Origin of the sequence: Rhizobium sp. Leaf341 (assembly GCF_001424325.1) — a bacterium.
Classification (GTDB): Bacteria; Pseudomonadota; Alphaproteobacteria; order Rhizobiales; family Rhizobiaceae; genus Ferranicluibacter.
Map to the genome: position 1 here is coordinate 175,584 of NZ_LMPE01000003.1, position 14,757 is coordinate 190,340.

Annotated in this window: 13 protein-coding genes and 1 riboswitch; of the genes, 7 read left to right on the forward strand and 6 right to left on the reverse strand. The window is 65.0% G+C overall.

Features of this window, described 5'->3' with window-relative positions:
* Window positions 1–50: 50 nt before the first annotated feature.
* Window positions 51–1,043 (forward strand): transporter, encoded by a 993-nt coding sequence (locus tag ASG03_RS02480; RefSeq protein ID WP_062469556.1) that lies wholly within the window; start codon window positions 51–53, stop codon window positions 1,041–1,043.
* A gap of 92 nt (window positions 1,044–1,135) precedes the next feature.
* On the opposite strand, the gene ASG03_RS02485 is transcribed toward ASG03_RS02480, so the two are convergent.
* On the reverse strand, window positions 1,136–1,591 hold the full coding sequence (locus ASG03_RS02485) for a BA14K family protein (RefSeq protein WP_062469557.1): 456 nt from the start codon (window positions 1,589–1,591) through the stop codon (window positions 1,136–1,138).
* A 276-nt stretch (window positions 1,592–1,867) separates the two neighbouring features.
* Between ASG03_RS02485 and ASG03_RS02490 the strand changes: the two genes are divergently transcribed.
* Complete coding sequence (locus ASG03_RS02490; RefSeq protein WP_062472117.1) at window positions 1,868–2,860, forward strand: glycoside hydrolase family 25 protein; 993 nt, start codon at window positions 1,868–1,870, stop codon at window positions 2,858–2,860.
* Between the two features lie 121 nt (window positions 2,861–2,981).
* Here ASG03_RS02490 and ASG03_RS02495 read toward each other — a convergent pair whose 3' ends face one another.
* Complete coding sequence (locus tag ASG03_RS02495; protein WP_244475135.1) at window positions 2,982–4,124, reverse strand: hybrid-cluster NAD(P)-dependent oxidoreductase; 1,143 nt, start codon at window positions 4,122–4,124, stop codon at window positions 2,982–2,984.
* Window position 4,125: 1 nt separating this feature from the next.
* Window positions 4,126–5,370: an aromatic ring-hydroxylating oxygenase subunit alpha gene (locus tag ASG03_RS02500; protein WP_062469560.1), complete on the reverse strand. Its 1,245-nt coding sequence runs from the start codon at window positions 5,368–5,370 to the stop codon at window positions 4,126–4,128.
* Between the two features lie 120 nt (window positions 5,371–5,490).
* A riboswitch (cobalamin riboswitch) is annotated at window positions 5,491–5,678 on the reverse strand.
* Window positions 5,679–6,040: 362 nt separating this feature from the next.
* Between ASG03_RS02500 and ASG03_RS02505 the strand changes: the two genes are divergently transcribed.
* From ASG03_RS02505 to ASG03_RS02515, 3 genes are all read left to right on the forward strand, one after another.
* Complete coding sequence (locus ASG03_RS02505) at window positions 6,041–6,637, forward strand: DUF6656 family protein (protein WP_062693010.1); 597 nt, start codon at window positions 6,041–6,043, stop codon at window positions 6,635–6,637.
* A 94-nt stretch (window positions 6,638–6,731) separates the two neighbouring features.
* Window positions 6,732–7,703, forward strand: a complete 972-nt coding sequence (locus ASG03_RS02510; protein ID WP_062691970.1) for an L-threonylcarbamoyladenylate synthase — start codon at window positions 6,732–6,734, stop codon at window positions 7,701–7,703.
* 29 nt (window positions 7,704–7,732) lie between these two features.
* Window positions 7,733–9,166 carry an FAD-binding oxidoreductase gene (locus tag ASG03_RS02515; protein WP_062691971.1) on the forward strand — a complete coding sequence of 478 codons (1,434 nt, stop codon included), beginning with the start codon at window positions 7,733–7,735 and terminating at the stop codon, window positions 9,164–9,166.
* Window positions 9,167–9,255: 89 nt separating this feature from the next.
* On the opposite strand, the gene ASG03_RS02520 is transcribed toward ASG03_RS02515, so the two are convergent.
* The gene (locus tag ASG03_RS02520) at window positions 9,256–11,715 is read right to left on the reverse strand and encodes a DUF1217 domain-containing protein (RefSeq protein WP_062691972.1); all 2,460 of its coding nucleotides are present in this window, start codon (window positions 11,713–11,715) and stop codon (window positions 9,256–9,258) included.
* A gap of 324 nt (window positions 11,716–12,039) precedes the next feature.
* Here ASG03_RS02520 and ASG03_RS02525 point away from each other — a divergent pair, with 324 nt between their 5' ends.
* On the forward strand, window positions 12,040–12,606 hold the full coding sequence (locus ASG03_RS02525) for a DUF6101 family protein (RefSeq protein ID WP_062469572.1): 567 nt from the start codon (window positions 12,040–12,042) through the stop codon (window positions 12,604–12,606).
* 176 nt (window positions 12,607–12,782) lie between these two features.
* Window positions 12,783–12,944, forward strand: a complete 162-nt coding sequence (locus ASG03_RS21285; protein WP_156379832.1) for a hypothetical protein — start codon at window positions 12,783–12,785, stop codon at window positions 12,942–12,944.
* Window positions 12,945–12,950: 6 nt separating this feature from the next.
* On the opposite strand, the gene ubiA is transcribed toward ASG03_RS21285, so the two are convergent.
* Window positions 12,951–13,919, reverse strand: coding sequence for a 4-hydroxybenzoate octaprenyltransferase (gene ubiA, locus ASG03_RS02530; RefSeq protein WP_062691973.1), 969 nt, complete (start codon window positions 13,917–13,919; stop codon window positions 12,951–12,953).
* 109 nt (window positions 13,920–14,028) lie between these two features.
* Window positions 14,029–14,457, reverse strand: a complete 429-nt coding sequence (locus tag ASG03_RS02535) for a CopD family protein (protein ID WP_062691974.1) — start codon at window positions 14,455–14,457, stop codon at window positions 14,029–14,031.
* Window positions 14,458–14,757 lie beyond the last annotated feature (300 nt).

The following is a 14,757-nucleotide window of genomic DNA, read 5'->3' on the forward strand; positions in this document are numbered from 1 at the left end:
CTGTCACAGAAGCGCGATACAGCACGGTTCCGGCTGCCGGATACTCTGTCATGAACCTCGTATCGCCTGAAATCCCCGGCCTCGTCTGGGCCTATCGCTTCCGCCCGGGGCAAAGCCGGGGCGAGCGCATTTCCGCCGATGCGCCCCTTGCGGCGTTGACGGACGGCGACGGCTGGCTCTGGCTGCACCTTGCCCTCAGCGACGCGCGCACGCCGGCGCTTATCGCAAAGATCTGCGACCTGCCGCCGGATGCCGTGGCAACCCTGTCGAGCCATGACACGCAGGCCGCAATCACCACCGACGAAGCGATGGTGCATGGCACGCTGGTGGATTTTGAGCGCACCTTCGACCAGATGACGAAGACGATCGGCTGGCTGCACTTCGCGGTGACGGACAGGGTGATCGTGACCACGCGGCTGCACCCGCTGCGCAGCATCGACCGCGTCAAGGCGGCCATCGAGAAGAACCCACGCTGCCTGCGCCCGATCGACCTGTTCGAGATGATGGTCATCGAATTCCAGCGGACGCTGATCGGCCTCGTTCTCGAGTTGACCGAGGAACTGAACGTCATCGAGGACGAGGTCTATGGCGAGGCGGGGCACAACGACCAACCGCGACTGGCCCCTCTGCGCCGCACCGCCGTGCGGCTGCACCGCCATCTGCGCACGCTGCTCGCACTCCTGCGCCGCGCGGCGGCCTCCGACGACGACGAGGTGCCGACGGGCTTCATCGACGTTGCCGAACGCCTGACCGACAGGCTGGAGACGGTGGATCGCGATGTCTTCGCGCTTCAGGAACGCGCCCGGCTGCTGCACGAGGAGATCGACAGCAAGCTCTCGTCGGAGACCAATCGCCACCTCTACATTCTCTCGCTGATGACGGCCTTCCTGCTGCCGCCGACGCTCGTGACCGGCTTCTTCGGCATGAACACCAGCGATCTGCCGCTGGCCGGCGGGGTTCACGGCACGCTGTTTGCCGGCGTCTTCATCATCATGTCCATGGCGTTCGCCTGGACGATCCTCAAGCGGATCGGCATTCTCTAAGCGGTCGCCTGCGCAACATGAAAAAGGCACCGGTCAACCGGTGCCTTTCCGCTGCTCGGATCGAGATCCGGCTGATCAATTGGGCGACCAGATCAATAGGGCGAATTGCACTGGCGGCGCGGACCACTGTTGGGCTGATAGGTGTTGTCGTAGGCGCGATACGAACGGTAGCGGTTCTGGCACCAGGCAACGTGGCTGCCGCCGACGCGGGCGGGGCGATCGTTCGCCACGGCACCACCGATGATAGCGCCTGTCGCGAAGGCTGCCAGCGGGAACCAGACGCCGTTGTACTCGCGGTAGCCACGGCGACGTTCGCGGTAGCCGCGATGGCCGTTGTAATAATAGGCGTTGTTCCGGCGGTGGAAGCCACGGCGGCGCCAGTCGTCGCGATCACGGTTGCGATACTGCACCGGCTCTGCGGCATTGGCCGTCTGCACGGGCTTCTGGACCGGGATCGGCACCATGGCCTGAACGGGCACGAACGAGGTGATGAAAAGCGCTGCGGAAAGGCCGGCGGCCGACAGGAGCTTGGCGTTGAAGAGACCCATTGTTTCCTCCTTGATGGTTTTATCGAACGACCGGGCGGGCCACGGTATCCGCTGGCCTGTTAACGGCCGGCGCCGCTCTTGGTTCCGCGCCGGCGCCACGGAAGCACCACGCAAGCACTGGGGAAGCACTGGGGAAGCACTGGGGAAGCGGCAGGGCGTTGGGCGCGGTTAACGGCCCGTTAACCATGTAGGCGCAGCATTGCGTCCATGCCGATCACCGCCAAACCCCTTGCCGGCGCGCTTCAGCCGTCCCATGCCGGGCCCGTCGTCACCTTCATGGCCGGCCTCGCGCTCGCGTTCGGCAGCCTCTTTCTTCCGCAATCGGCGCTTGCGGTCGATCTGGAGCCGTGGAAGACGCCGGAGCCGGCGCTCGTCATCGACGCCTACGAACTCAACATCATCGACTGGCAGGACATGCTGAAGGACAAGCGGATCGCCGGTTTCGTGTCCAAGGCGTCCGACGGCTTGCCGGAAAGTTTTTCCTGCACAGGCGATCACAAGGGCGACAGCGTCGCGCACTGCAAGACGATGTGGCGGAAATATGCGGTGAGCCGCGAACTCTACCAGACCCGTCGCATGGTGGCGCGGGCGAGCGGCCTTCTCTGGGGCGCCTATCATCTGGCCCGACCGGGCAATCCGATCGAGCAGGCCAACCATTTTCTCGACTATGCCGAACCCGCCGCCGACGAGCTGATGGTGCTCGACATCGAGGGCATCGATCCGGAAAACTTCATGTCGCTCGAGGACGGAGAGATCTTCGCACGGCACATCAAGACCCGCACCGGGCGCTATCCGATGCTCTACACCAACCATACGACGGCGCGCCACATCGCCGACAATCGCGCGCAGTACCCGATCCTTTCGCGTCTGCCGCTCTGGTATGCCCGCTACAAGCCCGGCATCCGCGATGTGTTTCCCATGGGCAACTGGGACAACTACGCGCTCTGGCAGTTCTCCTCCGGCGCCAACTGCAACAAGCGCCGCTGTCCCTATCGCGTGGAAGGAACCCTGCCGGACATCGACGTCAATGTCGCGCCGATGAATGCGGAACGGCTGAAGGCGGAATGGGCCAAGGGCGACCTGTTGCCGGAGAAGCCCCTGCCGGCGCAGCCGGATCCCGCCATTCCCGTCCTCGATCCGCCTGTCGTGACGCTGGTTGCCGCCAACGGCGCACGTCCCGTCTGCATCGGCACGCAGGCCGCCCTCGGCGTGGACACGATGACGACCTCCGCGATCGCGGCGCGCGGCGCGCGCATCGCTTCGCGATAGCGCTTCCGAGCGTGGCCGGTTCTGGCTGGCTTGTCCTCGCCAACACCGTCAGCGGTCTATTGCCCGGCCGGTTGCCCGACCGGTTCAATGAATCGGCTGCCCGCAGGCCCGGATCGGCGGTTCACGCCTCGATCTGCACGTCCGTCAGCGGGCGGGAGCAGCAGGCGAGGATGTAGCCCTCCTCGACTTCCTCGTCGAGAATGCCGCCATTGTGGTTCATCTCGACCTCGCCGGAAATCTTCATGACGCGGCAGGTGCCGCAGAGCCCGCCCTCGCAGGCGGCGCCGATGCGCACGCCGGCGGCACGGGCGGTCTGGAGCACGGTCTGGCCGGGCACGCATTTGGCTTCCTTGCCGGCCATGGTGAAGGTCACCGTGGGCGCGACGATCGGCTGGTCGCCGCCGATCTCGCCGGTCCCCTCGCCTGCCCCGGCGCGGACCGCAAGCTCGTCGACATTCGGCGCCGCGGCGGGCTGAAAGCTTTCCTCGTGATAGCGCGCCATGTCGAAGCCTGCGGCCTGCAACATGTCGCGCACGCCGCGCATGAACGGCTCGGGCCCGCAGCAGAACACCGTGCGCGTCAGGAAGTCGGGCGCGAGCAGCGCCACCTTGGCGGCATCGATGCGACCGCGCAGGCCATGCCAGCCATGGCGGGGCTCGTGGCCTTCCACGACGAAGCCGAGCGACAGGTTCGGCATGCCGGCGGCCATGGTCTCCAGCTCGCGCCGGAAGAGAAGATCATCGGGGCGGCGGGCGCAGGAGACGAAGGCCACGTCGGTCTGCGGCGCGCAATCGGAAAACCAGCGCGTCATCGACATCATCGGCGTGATGCCGGAGCCGGCCGACACGAACAGGTATTTCTCGCCGGGATAGCGCACGAAGGAGAAATCGCCGAGCGGACCGAACGCCCGCAGCGTCATGCCGGGACGCAGATTGTCGAACATCCAGCGCGTGCCGATGGATGACGCCTGGGCCTTGACCGTGACGGCCACGGAGAACGGGCGCGACGGCGTCGAGGACAGCGTGTAGGTCCGCATCACCGGATCATCCGGCGTGACCGGAATCTCGAGCGTGACGAACTGGCCCGGCAGATATCGGAACCAGCCGTCGCGATCCGACTTGAACACGAAGGTCATGACGTCGGGGGCCTCAAGCGTCACCGACATGCAGTGCAGCAGGTGCTGCCGGTCGTTCCAGGGCTGGAGTTCGTCGAAATGACGGAACGGCGAGACGATCCCCGTTCCCTGAACCATGCCGTCGCTCATGTCAGGCCACGCGCACGAGCGGCGCGTGAACGCCGGTCAGGCGGTTCTGCATGAACTGCGTGTACCACTCGACGAACTGCATGACGCCGCCTTCGTGTTCGGGCGAATAGGGACCGGGCTCATAGGCCGGCGAGCGGATGCCGAAGGCGTTTTCCTCGACGATGCGCCGGTCCTGGTCGTTCGTCTCGGTCCAGACATGCGTCAGTTCGTCGAGCGTGTAATCGACGCCCTCGACCGCATCCTTGTGCACCAGCCACTTGGTGGTGACCTGGGTCAGTTCGGGGCCGAGCGGCAGCACGCGGAAGGTGATGGCATGATCGGCCAGCACGTGGTTCCAGGTGCTCGGATAATGGAACAGGAGCAGCGTCCCGATATGGCTCTGGGTGACCGTGTCGGACAGGCGGCGCTTGACGGCGCGGGCACCGGACATGGTGTAGCTTTCGGCATCCTGGATCAACGGCATGCGGGCGACGCGGAACTGGCCGGTCGGATCGATGCGAAACTCGCTCGGCAGGCCGGCGGCCTCGCAGCGGCTCCAGTGCTCGGAGATCACCGGATCGTCCTTGGCGCCCTGCACGCCGGTCGCCGACGGGGCTTCGGGATAGGTCCGGCAGAGTTCCGGGTGGTTGCTGGCGCAGTGATAGCACTCGCGGTTGTTTTCCCAGACGAGCTTCCAGTTGCCCTTCTCCACGATGGTGCTCTCGAAGGCGACCTTCGTGTCCTTCAGATTGTGCGGCGTGAGGTATGCGGCGACCATGTCGCGCACGGGCTGAAAGTCCATCGGCTCGGCCGCCAGGCTGATGAAGATGTAACCGCCGATGCTTTCGCAGGCGACCGGCTTCAGCCCATGGGCGGACTTGTCGAAATCCTCGCCCATCTGGCGGGCGAACATCAGCTTGCCGTCCAGCTCGTAGGTCCACTGGTGATAGGGACAGACAAGCTTGGCCGAAGCGCCCTTGGCCTGGGTGCAGACGCGCGAGCCGCGGTGGCGGCAGGCATTGTGGAGCGCATGGATCGCGCCCTGCCGGTCGCGGGTGACGACCACGGGATAATCGCCGACCTGCACCGTGAAATAATTGCCGGCCTTGGGGATCTCGCAGTCATGGCCGATGAACAGCCAGTCCTTGTACCAGATCTCTTCCAGATCCAGCCGGTAGAGATCGGGATCCGTGTAGAACGCCTGCTCGAGGCTGTGGGTCTCGCGCCGGTTCCGGAGCGTGCGGAGCACTTCGCTGCGAAAATCCATCTTCCCGTTCCTTTAAACGACGGACCCCGCTGCGGGGCCGTATTCAGGGCCGGTCCGGACACAAGGCGATCGCGCCTGCATTCCCGGATCCCCGCCACACCAGACATTCCACATCACACGCAGTCACATCGGCGCAAGACAGGTGTCCGGGCTCAGGAGCCTTGGCCATGCCGACCGCGGAAGGTGCGCCCTCCGCAGGATCTGCCGGCCTGTGCTCCACCACCGTTGCGGGCGCAGCGCCGGGTTTCGACCGGCTTCCCAATTTGTCCGGATCCTTGTGAACCAGCGCCTTGAGCATCTCTATCTAACGCCGCGTCGCGCGATTTCAGAGGCCAAGAAGCGACACGCGATTTGAGAATGACGACACGCCCCGCCGGCGCCATTTTTCGGCATCTTCAAGCCGATCCTTTAACAACTCGCCAATCCTTTAACACCTCCGGGACGATGCGAAGGCACCCTTCCGAGGGCCCCGTGTCCGAAGGGCGAAGGCCTGCAGCCGCAAGCCTGTTTGCGACATCGCCAAGAAACGGCGCTTGGCCCTCAGCCGCCGGGCGCTTGGCCCTCGGCCGCCGGGCGCTTCGCGCTTCTCACCGGCCGATCACGCAAGCCTCGCGCCATGGCGGAACCGTAGAAGCGGTGAAAAGGAAGATCACCGATGCTGGACCAGACCATGGCCAACCTGCGCTACTTCGATGATGCGATAAAGCCGCCCCCGGAAAACCGCGGCGGCATCTATACCGACTATCTCCGCACCGGACGCATCAACCGCGGGACGACGGACGCGCGCACGGCCAAGCGCTACCTGACACATCAGCAGGTGGCGGAACGCACCGGACGCAGGCTGGAGGCCGCCGGCACGCTGGCCTATGACCGCATCAACGGCTTCCATGCGTCCATTCGCTTTCCCAAGATGATCTTTCACCGCACGCTCGATGGCAGCCCGCATCTCGGCTACTGCCACGTGACGGCGGCGCGCTCCAAGTTCGCGGAGTACGACGAGGTCCGATGGTCCTTCTACATGGCCAACTTCTTCTGCGAGATCGGCAAGGACGACCATTTCTTCGATGACGTGCGCCGTGGCTATTCGCGCATGTACTTCGCCGTCGCAACCGATCTCGATCGCGAGCAGGGCAAGCTCGTGATCAACCGGACCGTCCGCGATGGCGGCCTTCTCTTTCGCACCCAGGACCCGAAGACGGCCCTGAAGAACGTGCTGATGCTGGGAGCCCGCAACGACGCCCTGCGGGCGATCATCCGCGCACTCTGAGCCCTTTCGCCGGCCGGTCGCGCAAAAACTGCTGCACAGTCCCGCGCGACATGGTTTAAGACTGCCGTCTGATCGGACGGAAGCGCGAAGCGGCATGGCAGACATCATCGAGACGACACGGGACCGGGAACGGGCGCTGGAACGCGCGATCGCGGTGCTTTGCGCCGGCCGGCCGATCGCCCTGCCGACCGAAACCGTCTACGGGCTTGCGGCCGACGCCACCCGGGGCGATGCGATCGCCTCGATCTACGAGGTCAAAGGCCGTCCGCGCTTCAACCCCCTGATTTCCCACGTCAGCGACATGGCGATGGCCGAGCGTCATGGGGCGTTCGATCCCGTCTCGCTGCGCCTTGCGGAGGCCTTCTGGCCGGGGCCCTTGACACTGGTCGTTACGCGGGCGCCTGGCAGTGCGGTGCATGCGCTGGCAACGGCCGGGCTCGATACGCTGGGCCTGCGCATGCCGGCGGGCTTTGCGCGCGAGGTCATCGCAGCCTTCGGACAGCCGCTGGCCGCACCGAGCGCCAATACGTCCGGGCGTATCAGCCCGACGACGGCCGCGCATGTGGCCGACGATCTCGGCGCGGCCATCGACCTCATCCTCGACGCCGGACCGGCGGGCATCGGGCTCGAATCGACCATCGTCAAGGTGGAGGCCGGCCGGTTGCGCCTGCTGCGGCCGGGCGGGCTGGAGGCCGGAGAGATCGAGGCCGTCGCCGGGCAGCCGCTGCTGCGCCCGGACACGGCCGGTGCCGCGGTCGAAGCCCCGGGCATGCTCGCCTCGCATTATGCCCCCGACGCGGCCGTGCGGCTGGATGCGACCGACGTGCGTCCGGGCGAAGCCCTGATCCGTTTCGGCGGTACGGCGCTTCCCGGTGAAGACAAGGCCGCCATCGTGCTCGACCTCAGCCCGTCGGGCAGCCTCAGGGAGGCAGCGGCCCGTCTCTTTTCCTATATGAAGCAGGCAGACGCCACCGGCGCCCGGACAATCGCCTTTTCCCCCATGCCCACAGAGGGCCTGGGCGAGGCCATTCGCGACCGGCTGGAACGGGCGGCAGCACCCCGCTGAGACGCAACCCCATCTTTGAAAGTGCCGCCATGCCGAACGCCGTTCCATCGCCCGACCTCATCCAGCGCTTCGTCGCTCTCGCCGGCGGCCATGCCGAGGTGGGGGCCGATGTCGAGGACCGCTATCTCGTCGAGACGCGCGGGCTCTATCGCGGGACGACGCCGGCCGTGCTGAAGCCCGGCAGCGTTGCGGAGGTCTCGGCGATCCTGAAGCTCGCCAGCGAAACCGGCGTCGCGATCGTGCCGCAGGCCGGCAATACCGGCCATGTCGCAGGGCAGATCCCGCGCACGGGCGCCGCCGACATGCTCCTGTCGCTCGAACGGATGAACCGCATCCGCGACGTCGATCCCGTCGGCAATGTCATCGTGGCGGATGCGGGCTGCATTCTGGCCGATATCCAGGCGGCGGCCGACGGGGTGGGCCGGCTGTTCCCGCTGTCGCTCGGCTCGGAAGGCTCCTGCCGGATCGGCGGCAACCTTTCGACCAATGCCGGGGGAACGGCCGTCCTGGCCTATGGCAACATGCGCCAGCTCTGCCTCGGGCTGGAGGTGGTGCTGCCGACCGGCGAGATCTGGGACGGGCTGCGGCGGCTGAAGAAGGACAATACCGGCTACGACCTGCGTGACCTCTTCATCGGGGCCGAGGGCACGCTCGGCGTCATCACCGGGGCGGTGCTGCGGCTGTTTCCCAAACCGCTCGGGCACGAGGTGGCCCTGGTCGGGCTGCGCACCGTCGAGGACGCCCTTGCGCTGTTCGAGCGGGCGTCCACACTCTGCGGCCAGACGCTGACCGGGTTCGAGCTGATGCCGCGCATCGGCATCACGTTTTCGATGCGCAACATTCCCGGCGTGACGGATCCGATGGCGACGGTTCATCCCTGGTACGTGCTGATCGACATCTCGAGTTCCGACAGCGCGGAGAGCGCGCAGCGGACGATGGAAACGCTCCTCTCGGGGGCGATCGAGGACGGTCTGGCGGACGACGCCGTCGTCGCTTCCAGCGAGGCGCAGCGCAAGGCGCTCTGGTACATGCGCGAAAGCCTGTCGCTCGCCCAGCGGCCCGAAGGCGGCTCGATCAAGCACGACGTGTCGGTGCCCATCGCCAGCATTCCCGCCTTCATGGCAGAGGCCGACGCCGCGGTGATGGCGGCCGTGCCCGGCGCGCGGATCTGTTCCTTCGGCCATATGGGCGACGGCAATATCCACTACAACATCTCGCAGCCCGTGGGCGCGGACAAGCAGGCCTTTCTCGATCGCTGGCGGGAGATGAACGCCATCGTGCACGGCATCGTGCTTTCGCATTCCGGTTCGATTTCCGCCGAGCATGGCATCGGCCAGCTGAAACGCGACGAACTGGCGGAGGTGCGGCACGGCATCGAGATCGAGCTGATGCAGCGGATCAAGCATGCCTTCGACCCCGCCGGCATCATGAATCCCGGCAAGGTGCTGCAGATCAGGCCCTGAAGCGACAGGTCCTCAAGCAACGGGCCCTGAACAACAGGCCCTGAACAATGGCCGTGGGCGAGACTTCCGCATAGCCGTCAGGCCGCTGGTCAGCCGCCCCTGCGCAACTGCGCGATGGCAAAGAGCGAGTCGCCGCTGATGCCGCCGCTGCCGGCCGACGAATTGAAGATCGCAAGCGCCGGGGACGTGTTCGTGTCGTTCTGCAGGTCATAGAGCGCGGTAAACCGCTTCATGAGCTTTTCGAGCTTCTCCGGATCGTGGAGGTCCTTCACGTCGAGGACGCGCTTGATGTAGTCGGCCTGAACATCGACGTCGGCGCTGCTCATCTCTTCCGGGATGCTGAAGGTCGTGCGCACCACCTGCATCAGCGGCGTATCGGCCAGGATGTCGTAGACGGAGCCGATGCCGGACGCCATGCGGCGGAAATAGAGCGCAAGGCGGACGCCTTCGTTGTCCTCGCCCGTCTGCTGCTCCAGCGTCTGGTTGAGGTAGAGGTCCTGCGTTTCCAAAAGGCCGCGGCGGGTCTGGATCTGGTTGTCCTGCGGACGCACCGTCTTGCCGGTCTTGTCGAAGTTGAAGGAGGCGACCAGCGCGCGGTAGCGCGGGTCGGCCTCGGTGTTGATCAGGCTCTTCGGGTCGGCAAGATCCGACGTGAAGACCTTCTTCAGATAGTCCTTCGGCACGGTCTTCGGATCGATGCCGGTGGCGACCAGAATGAAATCCGTCATGCGCTTGTTGCCCAGGAGATCGTCGAGCGTGCCGACCTTCTCCATCTCGGACGCGTAGTATTTCGCCTCGGCCGTCGCGTCCGTCTTGTCCTTCGCCGTGCCGAACTGGCTCTTGGCCACCACATAGGCCTTGGAGATCTGCAGGATTTCGGACTGCGACTGGGCCAGCTTCGGCGCGCCGATCTTGCCGTCGGTCTTGAAGTTGAAGGCATTGGTCAGCTTGACGTAGCGGTCGTCCTTCAGCGTGTTCACGTAGCTCTTCGGATCGTTCACGTCGCTGGTCAGGATCAGGCGCAGCTCGCGCACGGTCTTGCCCTCGTTTTCGACGCCGAAGGCCGAGAGCGCAAGCTGCAGGGCCTGCGGATTGGCAAGCAGGGTGTCGACCTTGTCGACCTTGCCGATCACGGCCTTGTAGGACGAGATCAGTTTTTCGTCGGCCGCATCCGCCACGTCGTTGTAACGGTTCATGTAGTTGGCCGAGGCCGCCTCCTTCTGCGCGTCGGTCTGCGGCTTTTCGCCAGCGTTCAGCGTTCCGTCCGGCTTGAAGTTGAAGCCCGCCGCCAGTTGCTTGTAGGCGGCATTGTATTCGGCACCGGTCGTATTGGCATAGCTCGTGGGATCGTCGAGATCGCTCGTGATGATGGCCTTCAGCACCGTGGAGGCGGTCGCGCGCGGAATGCCGTAGGCGGTGATGATGAAGGCGCGCATGCGGCTGTCGGCCAGAAGGTCGGTCGCGGTGGCGAAATCGTTGACGTGCGCCTCGAAGTAATCCTTGTTGATCACGGCCCCGGCTCCGGTCAGCCGCGGCGCGGAGGCGAAATAGAGCTCGCGCATCGATGCCTTGTCGCTGTCGCCCACCAGCGGCCCCGAGGCCGGCGCCGTCCCATCGGGATTGAACTTGAAGGCCGTTGCCATCGCTTTGAGATTGGTGGCGAGCGCGCCCGCATATTCCAGCTGTGCATACTCGTTGGAGAGCAGCGAAACATTGGTGGCGGTCTGGGACATCGGCGGAAGCTGCGCATCGAGCGCGTTGAAGATGGCCTCCTGCTCGGCGATCTTCGCCTGAATGGCCGTCTGGTCCGCGCCCGGCTGGGAGAGGCTGTTCGTCAGGGTCGCGATCTGCGCGGCGGCGTTGGAACGCGCATCGTATTTCGCGATCGTGTCCTGGATCTCGGCCCCCCGGCCCGACAGGCTGGCGCTTGCGGTCTCTTGCAGCGTGTTGATGTAGCTTGCGGGATCGTTGACGTCGCTTGTCAGCGCCTGACGCACGCTTGCAAAGTCGTAACTGTCCGGATTGAGGCCGAACAGCGGGAAGGCATAGTCGCGCAGGCGGTCGTTCTGGAGAAACTGGTCGACCGTCTTGACGTTGCCGTCCATCGTCATTGCATTGAAATAGTTCACCTCGACATTCATCGCGCTGTCGGCGTTGGCGATGTTGGCGTTGTAGAGGCCGATCACCGCGTCTTCCTGCGCGCTGGTCTGCGCCACGGTGGCGGACTTGTCGAAGCTGAAGGCCATCGCGAAATTGCGGTAGCGATCGTCGGTCAGCTGGTTGGCGTAGCTCTTGTCGTCATTGAGGTCGCTTTCCAGCACCTTCTTCATGAAGGCCTTGGCATAGGTCATGTCCTCGAGGCCATGCGCCTTCATGGCGTATGCGTATAGCCGGTAGTCGCTGAGGAAGGCGTCGACCGTCGTGACCTTGCCGATATTGTCCTTGTAGTACTGGGTGTCGCGCTCGACGACCTTCTGCTGGGAGACGCGGTTGATGCTCTCCTTCATGTCGCGAACAATGAGATTGTAGTCGAGATAGGTCGATGACATCTGCCGCCCTGTCGCTTGCCCAACCCGCAGGCTTCGCGCGCGCGGAAAGCGCGCGGCGGCAGGCTGCGGCCATGTCGCTCCACCATGCCGGCGGCTGCTTGCGCGAGGCTTTTATTGTCGAAAATGCACGGACAGACGTTGACGTCTTTTAAACCGTAAAGGCTCGACTTTTGCTAACCATCGGGGAATGCAAAGTTTTTTAACCGCGAATTTTAAGCGCTCTCAAACAGCCGGCGCCTATGTTGGCATCATAGAAGACGAAAACGTCTCGATGAGAAAAGACCGGAAACCGGCTCTCACAGGTGAAACAAGGGCGAAAAGACCATGCTGAAAACCGTTTCTCAACCCGCTTGGGTCGACACTGCACTGCGGCTCGATCCGAAGCGTTTCCCGCAACATGCAAGCTATGCACTGCCGGGCACACGGAGCAATGTGACGATCAGCCTCGACGAACGCGGCGCCGTCATGCGCAAGGTTCTCCCGTCGAGCGGCCTGCCGCTTTCCATCGCGCTGCCGGCGCGGGCCTTCAAGGGCGTCGCCGCCCGCGCCATCGACCATGGCGACGGCGAAGTGACGGTGACGCTGGAACTGCATCATGACGATCCGGAACTCTGCGTCCCGCTGCTCGTCGCCCACGATCTCTCCGACATCGCGGCCGACTGGCGCGCCTGGTCGGAAGCCTATCGCATTCCCATGCTGATGGTGGAAGCCGACGGGGTCGCCCGGCCGCTCGACAATCATCTCGGCGAGGTGAAGACCCATGCGATCGTCCCGCGCCGCCGCCATTCGCTCCATGCCAAGCGCCGTCCGCGTTTCCTGATGCGCCGCACGACCGGCAGCCTCGGCGTGGTCATGAAGATCGACGGATCCGAAATCATCGCGCGGCGCTGATCGCCCGGCTCCATACCGTTCTCTCCTCCAGTGCAAAAAGTCGGCCGTTCCCTGCGGCCGGCTTTTTGTTTGTGGAGAGCCCCGAGGCCCTTGTCGGAACAATCCGGGCCGCGACCTGTTGCCCGAGATCGATTGCTCGAGACCCATTGCTCGGGAACGCCAACGAGGACAGGCCCATGACACGCGACACGACATCATCCGAGACCGCAGCGACGACGCCGAAGACCGAGGCGGAGCGCGAAAACCTCCTGAAGGAAGCCGACCAGAATCGCGTCGACAGCGACGACGGCGAAGACCAGGTCATTCCGGATCCGGCCAACGACTGGCCGGCGGCTTGATCCGGCTTAAGGAGAGAGAATCCATCGCAGCAGGAAGGCCGAGGCCAGACCTGCGAAGATGATCAGCCCGACCGCGCCGTTGAAGCGGAACAGGATCATGCATTGCCCGGCATCGTGGATGTCGAGCACGAGGATCTGGTAGAACAGCAGGACGGCGGCGGCGGCGAGCGCGAGATAGGCGAGCGCGCCGGCGCCGGCGAGCGCGAAGGACAGTACCAAAAGGACGAGGGTCAGGCCGTAAAGCGCCACGAGCCAGGGCTTCGGACGTTCGCCGAAGCGCCGCGCCGTCGAGCGGACGCCCACGAGTTCGTCATCCTCCCGATCCTGATAGGCATAGATCGTATCGTAGCCAACCGTCCAGGCGATGGCAGCGATATAGAGAAGGACGGGGGCCGCCGACAGACGGCCGAACTCCGCCGCCCACCCCATGACCGCACCCCAAGAGAAGGCCATGCCGAGGAAGAATTGCGGCCAATCGGTAAAGCGCTTGGCAAAGGGGTAGATGGCGACGAAGCCGAGCGAGAGAAAGCCGAGAACGATCGTAAACAGATTGAACTGCAGCAAGACGACAAGCCCCACCAGCCCCTGCAGCGCCATGAAGAGCTTTGCATCGCGGCGCGACACCCGGCCGGAGGGCAGCGGGCGCGAGCGGGTGCGGGCGACGGCCCTGTCGATCGTCTCGTCGACGATGTCGTTATAGGTACAGCCGGCACCGCGCATGGCGACCGCACCGACGAAAAACAGCGCGAGATGGATGCAGAGGCGACCGACGGACGCCGTTCCCTCGAGGGCGGCCGTGTTGGCGGCGAGCGCCGCCGACCAGAAGCATGGCCACATCAGGAGCTGCCAGCCGATCGGCCTGTCCCACCGCGCAAGCTGCGCATAGGGCCAGAGCGCGCGCGGCAGGACGCGATAGACCCAGTTGGTCGACGGCGCATCGAAGACGCGCCCGCTGTCGGAAGGCAGTGTGTTCATGCGCTCCTGTTTGCCGTCTCCCCCCGGTCCGGTCAAGGCGCATCGACCTTACGCCGGGCCGGCACGCGATCGGTCAGGCGACATGGAGTTTAGGATCGGGACCGTCGGTTCAGAACGGCTTGACGATCACGAGAAGCACGATGACCAGCATGATCACGAGCACGATCGCGCCGGAATGGCGGGCATAGGCCGGCGGGCGGCGGTTGGGATCGGCGGCGGTGCGGCGCAACGCCCCGGACAGCATGCCGTGCAGCGCGGAGAGAACGACGACCAGCAGCAGCTTTGCGTGGAGCCAGGGCGCCGTGAACCAGTCGCCCTGCCAGGCCGCGACGATCCCGAGCAGCCAGGTCAGGCCCATCGCCGGCGAGGTCACGCGCCCATCCCAGCGCTTGACCGACGCGATAACCGCGGTCTCGCGGTCGGTGCGCGGACATTGCGCCCGTGCCAGCCAGAGATGGATCGCCGAGAGGAGAACCATGCCGCCCATCCAGGCGACCATGCTGGCCACATGGAAGGATTTGATCAATAGATAGGTCAAGGCGATGTCTCCTCGCTGGCGCCGTCGAAACCCGGATCGGTTCGACGGTCATGATTGATGCATTCGCAACGTTCCGGCAAGTGTCGGGCCGTCGCCATTGCCACGGGTCTACAGGAAACGTGGCGTCTGGCGAACAGGCTTTCGCCGGAGCCGCGCCAAAGCCGCGCCAAGGGCGGCACGCGGCGGGCTGCGACTGCCCGTGACCGACGGCCGACGCCCTCCGCAAGCATCTGACCTTGCTTGGACTTCCCTGTCTGACGGGGAAAACGGCGTAAAGTTTCAGCAAGTTTTTTCGTTTAT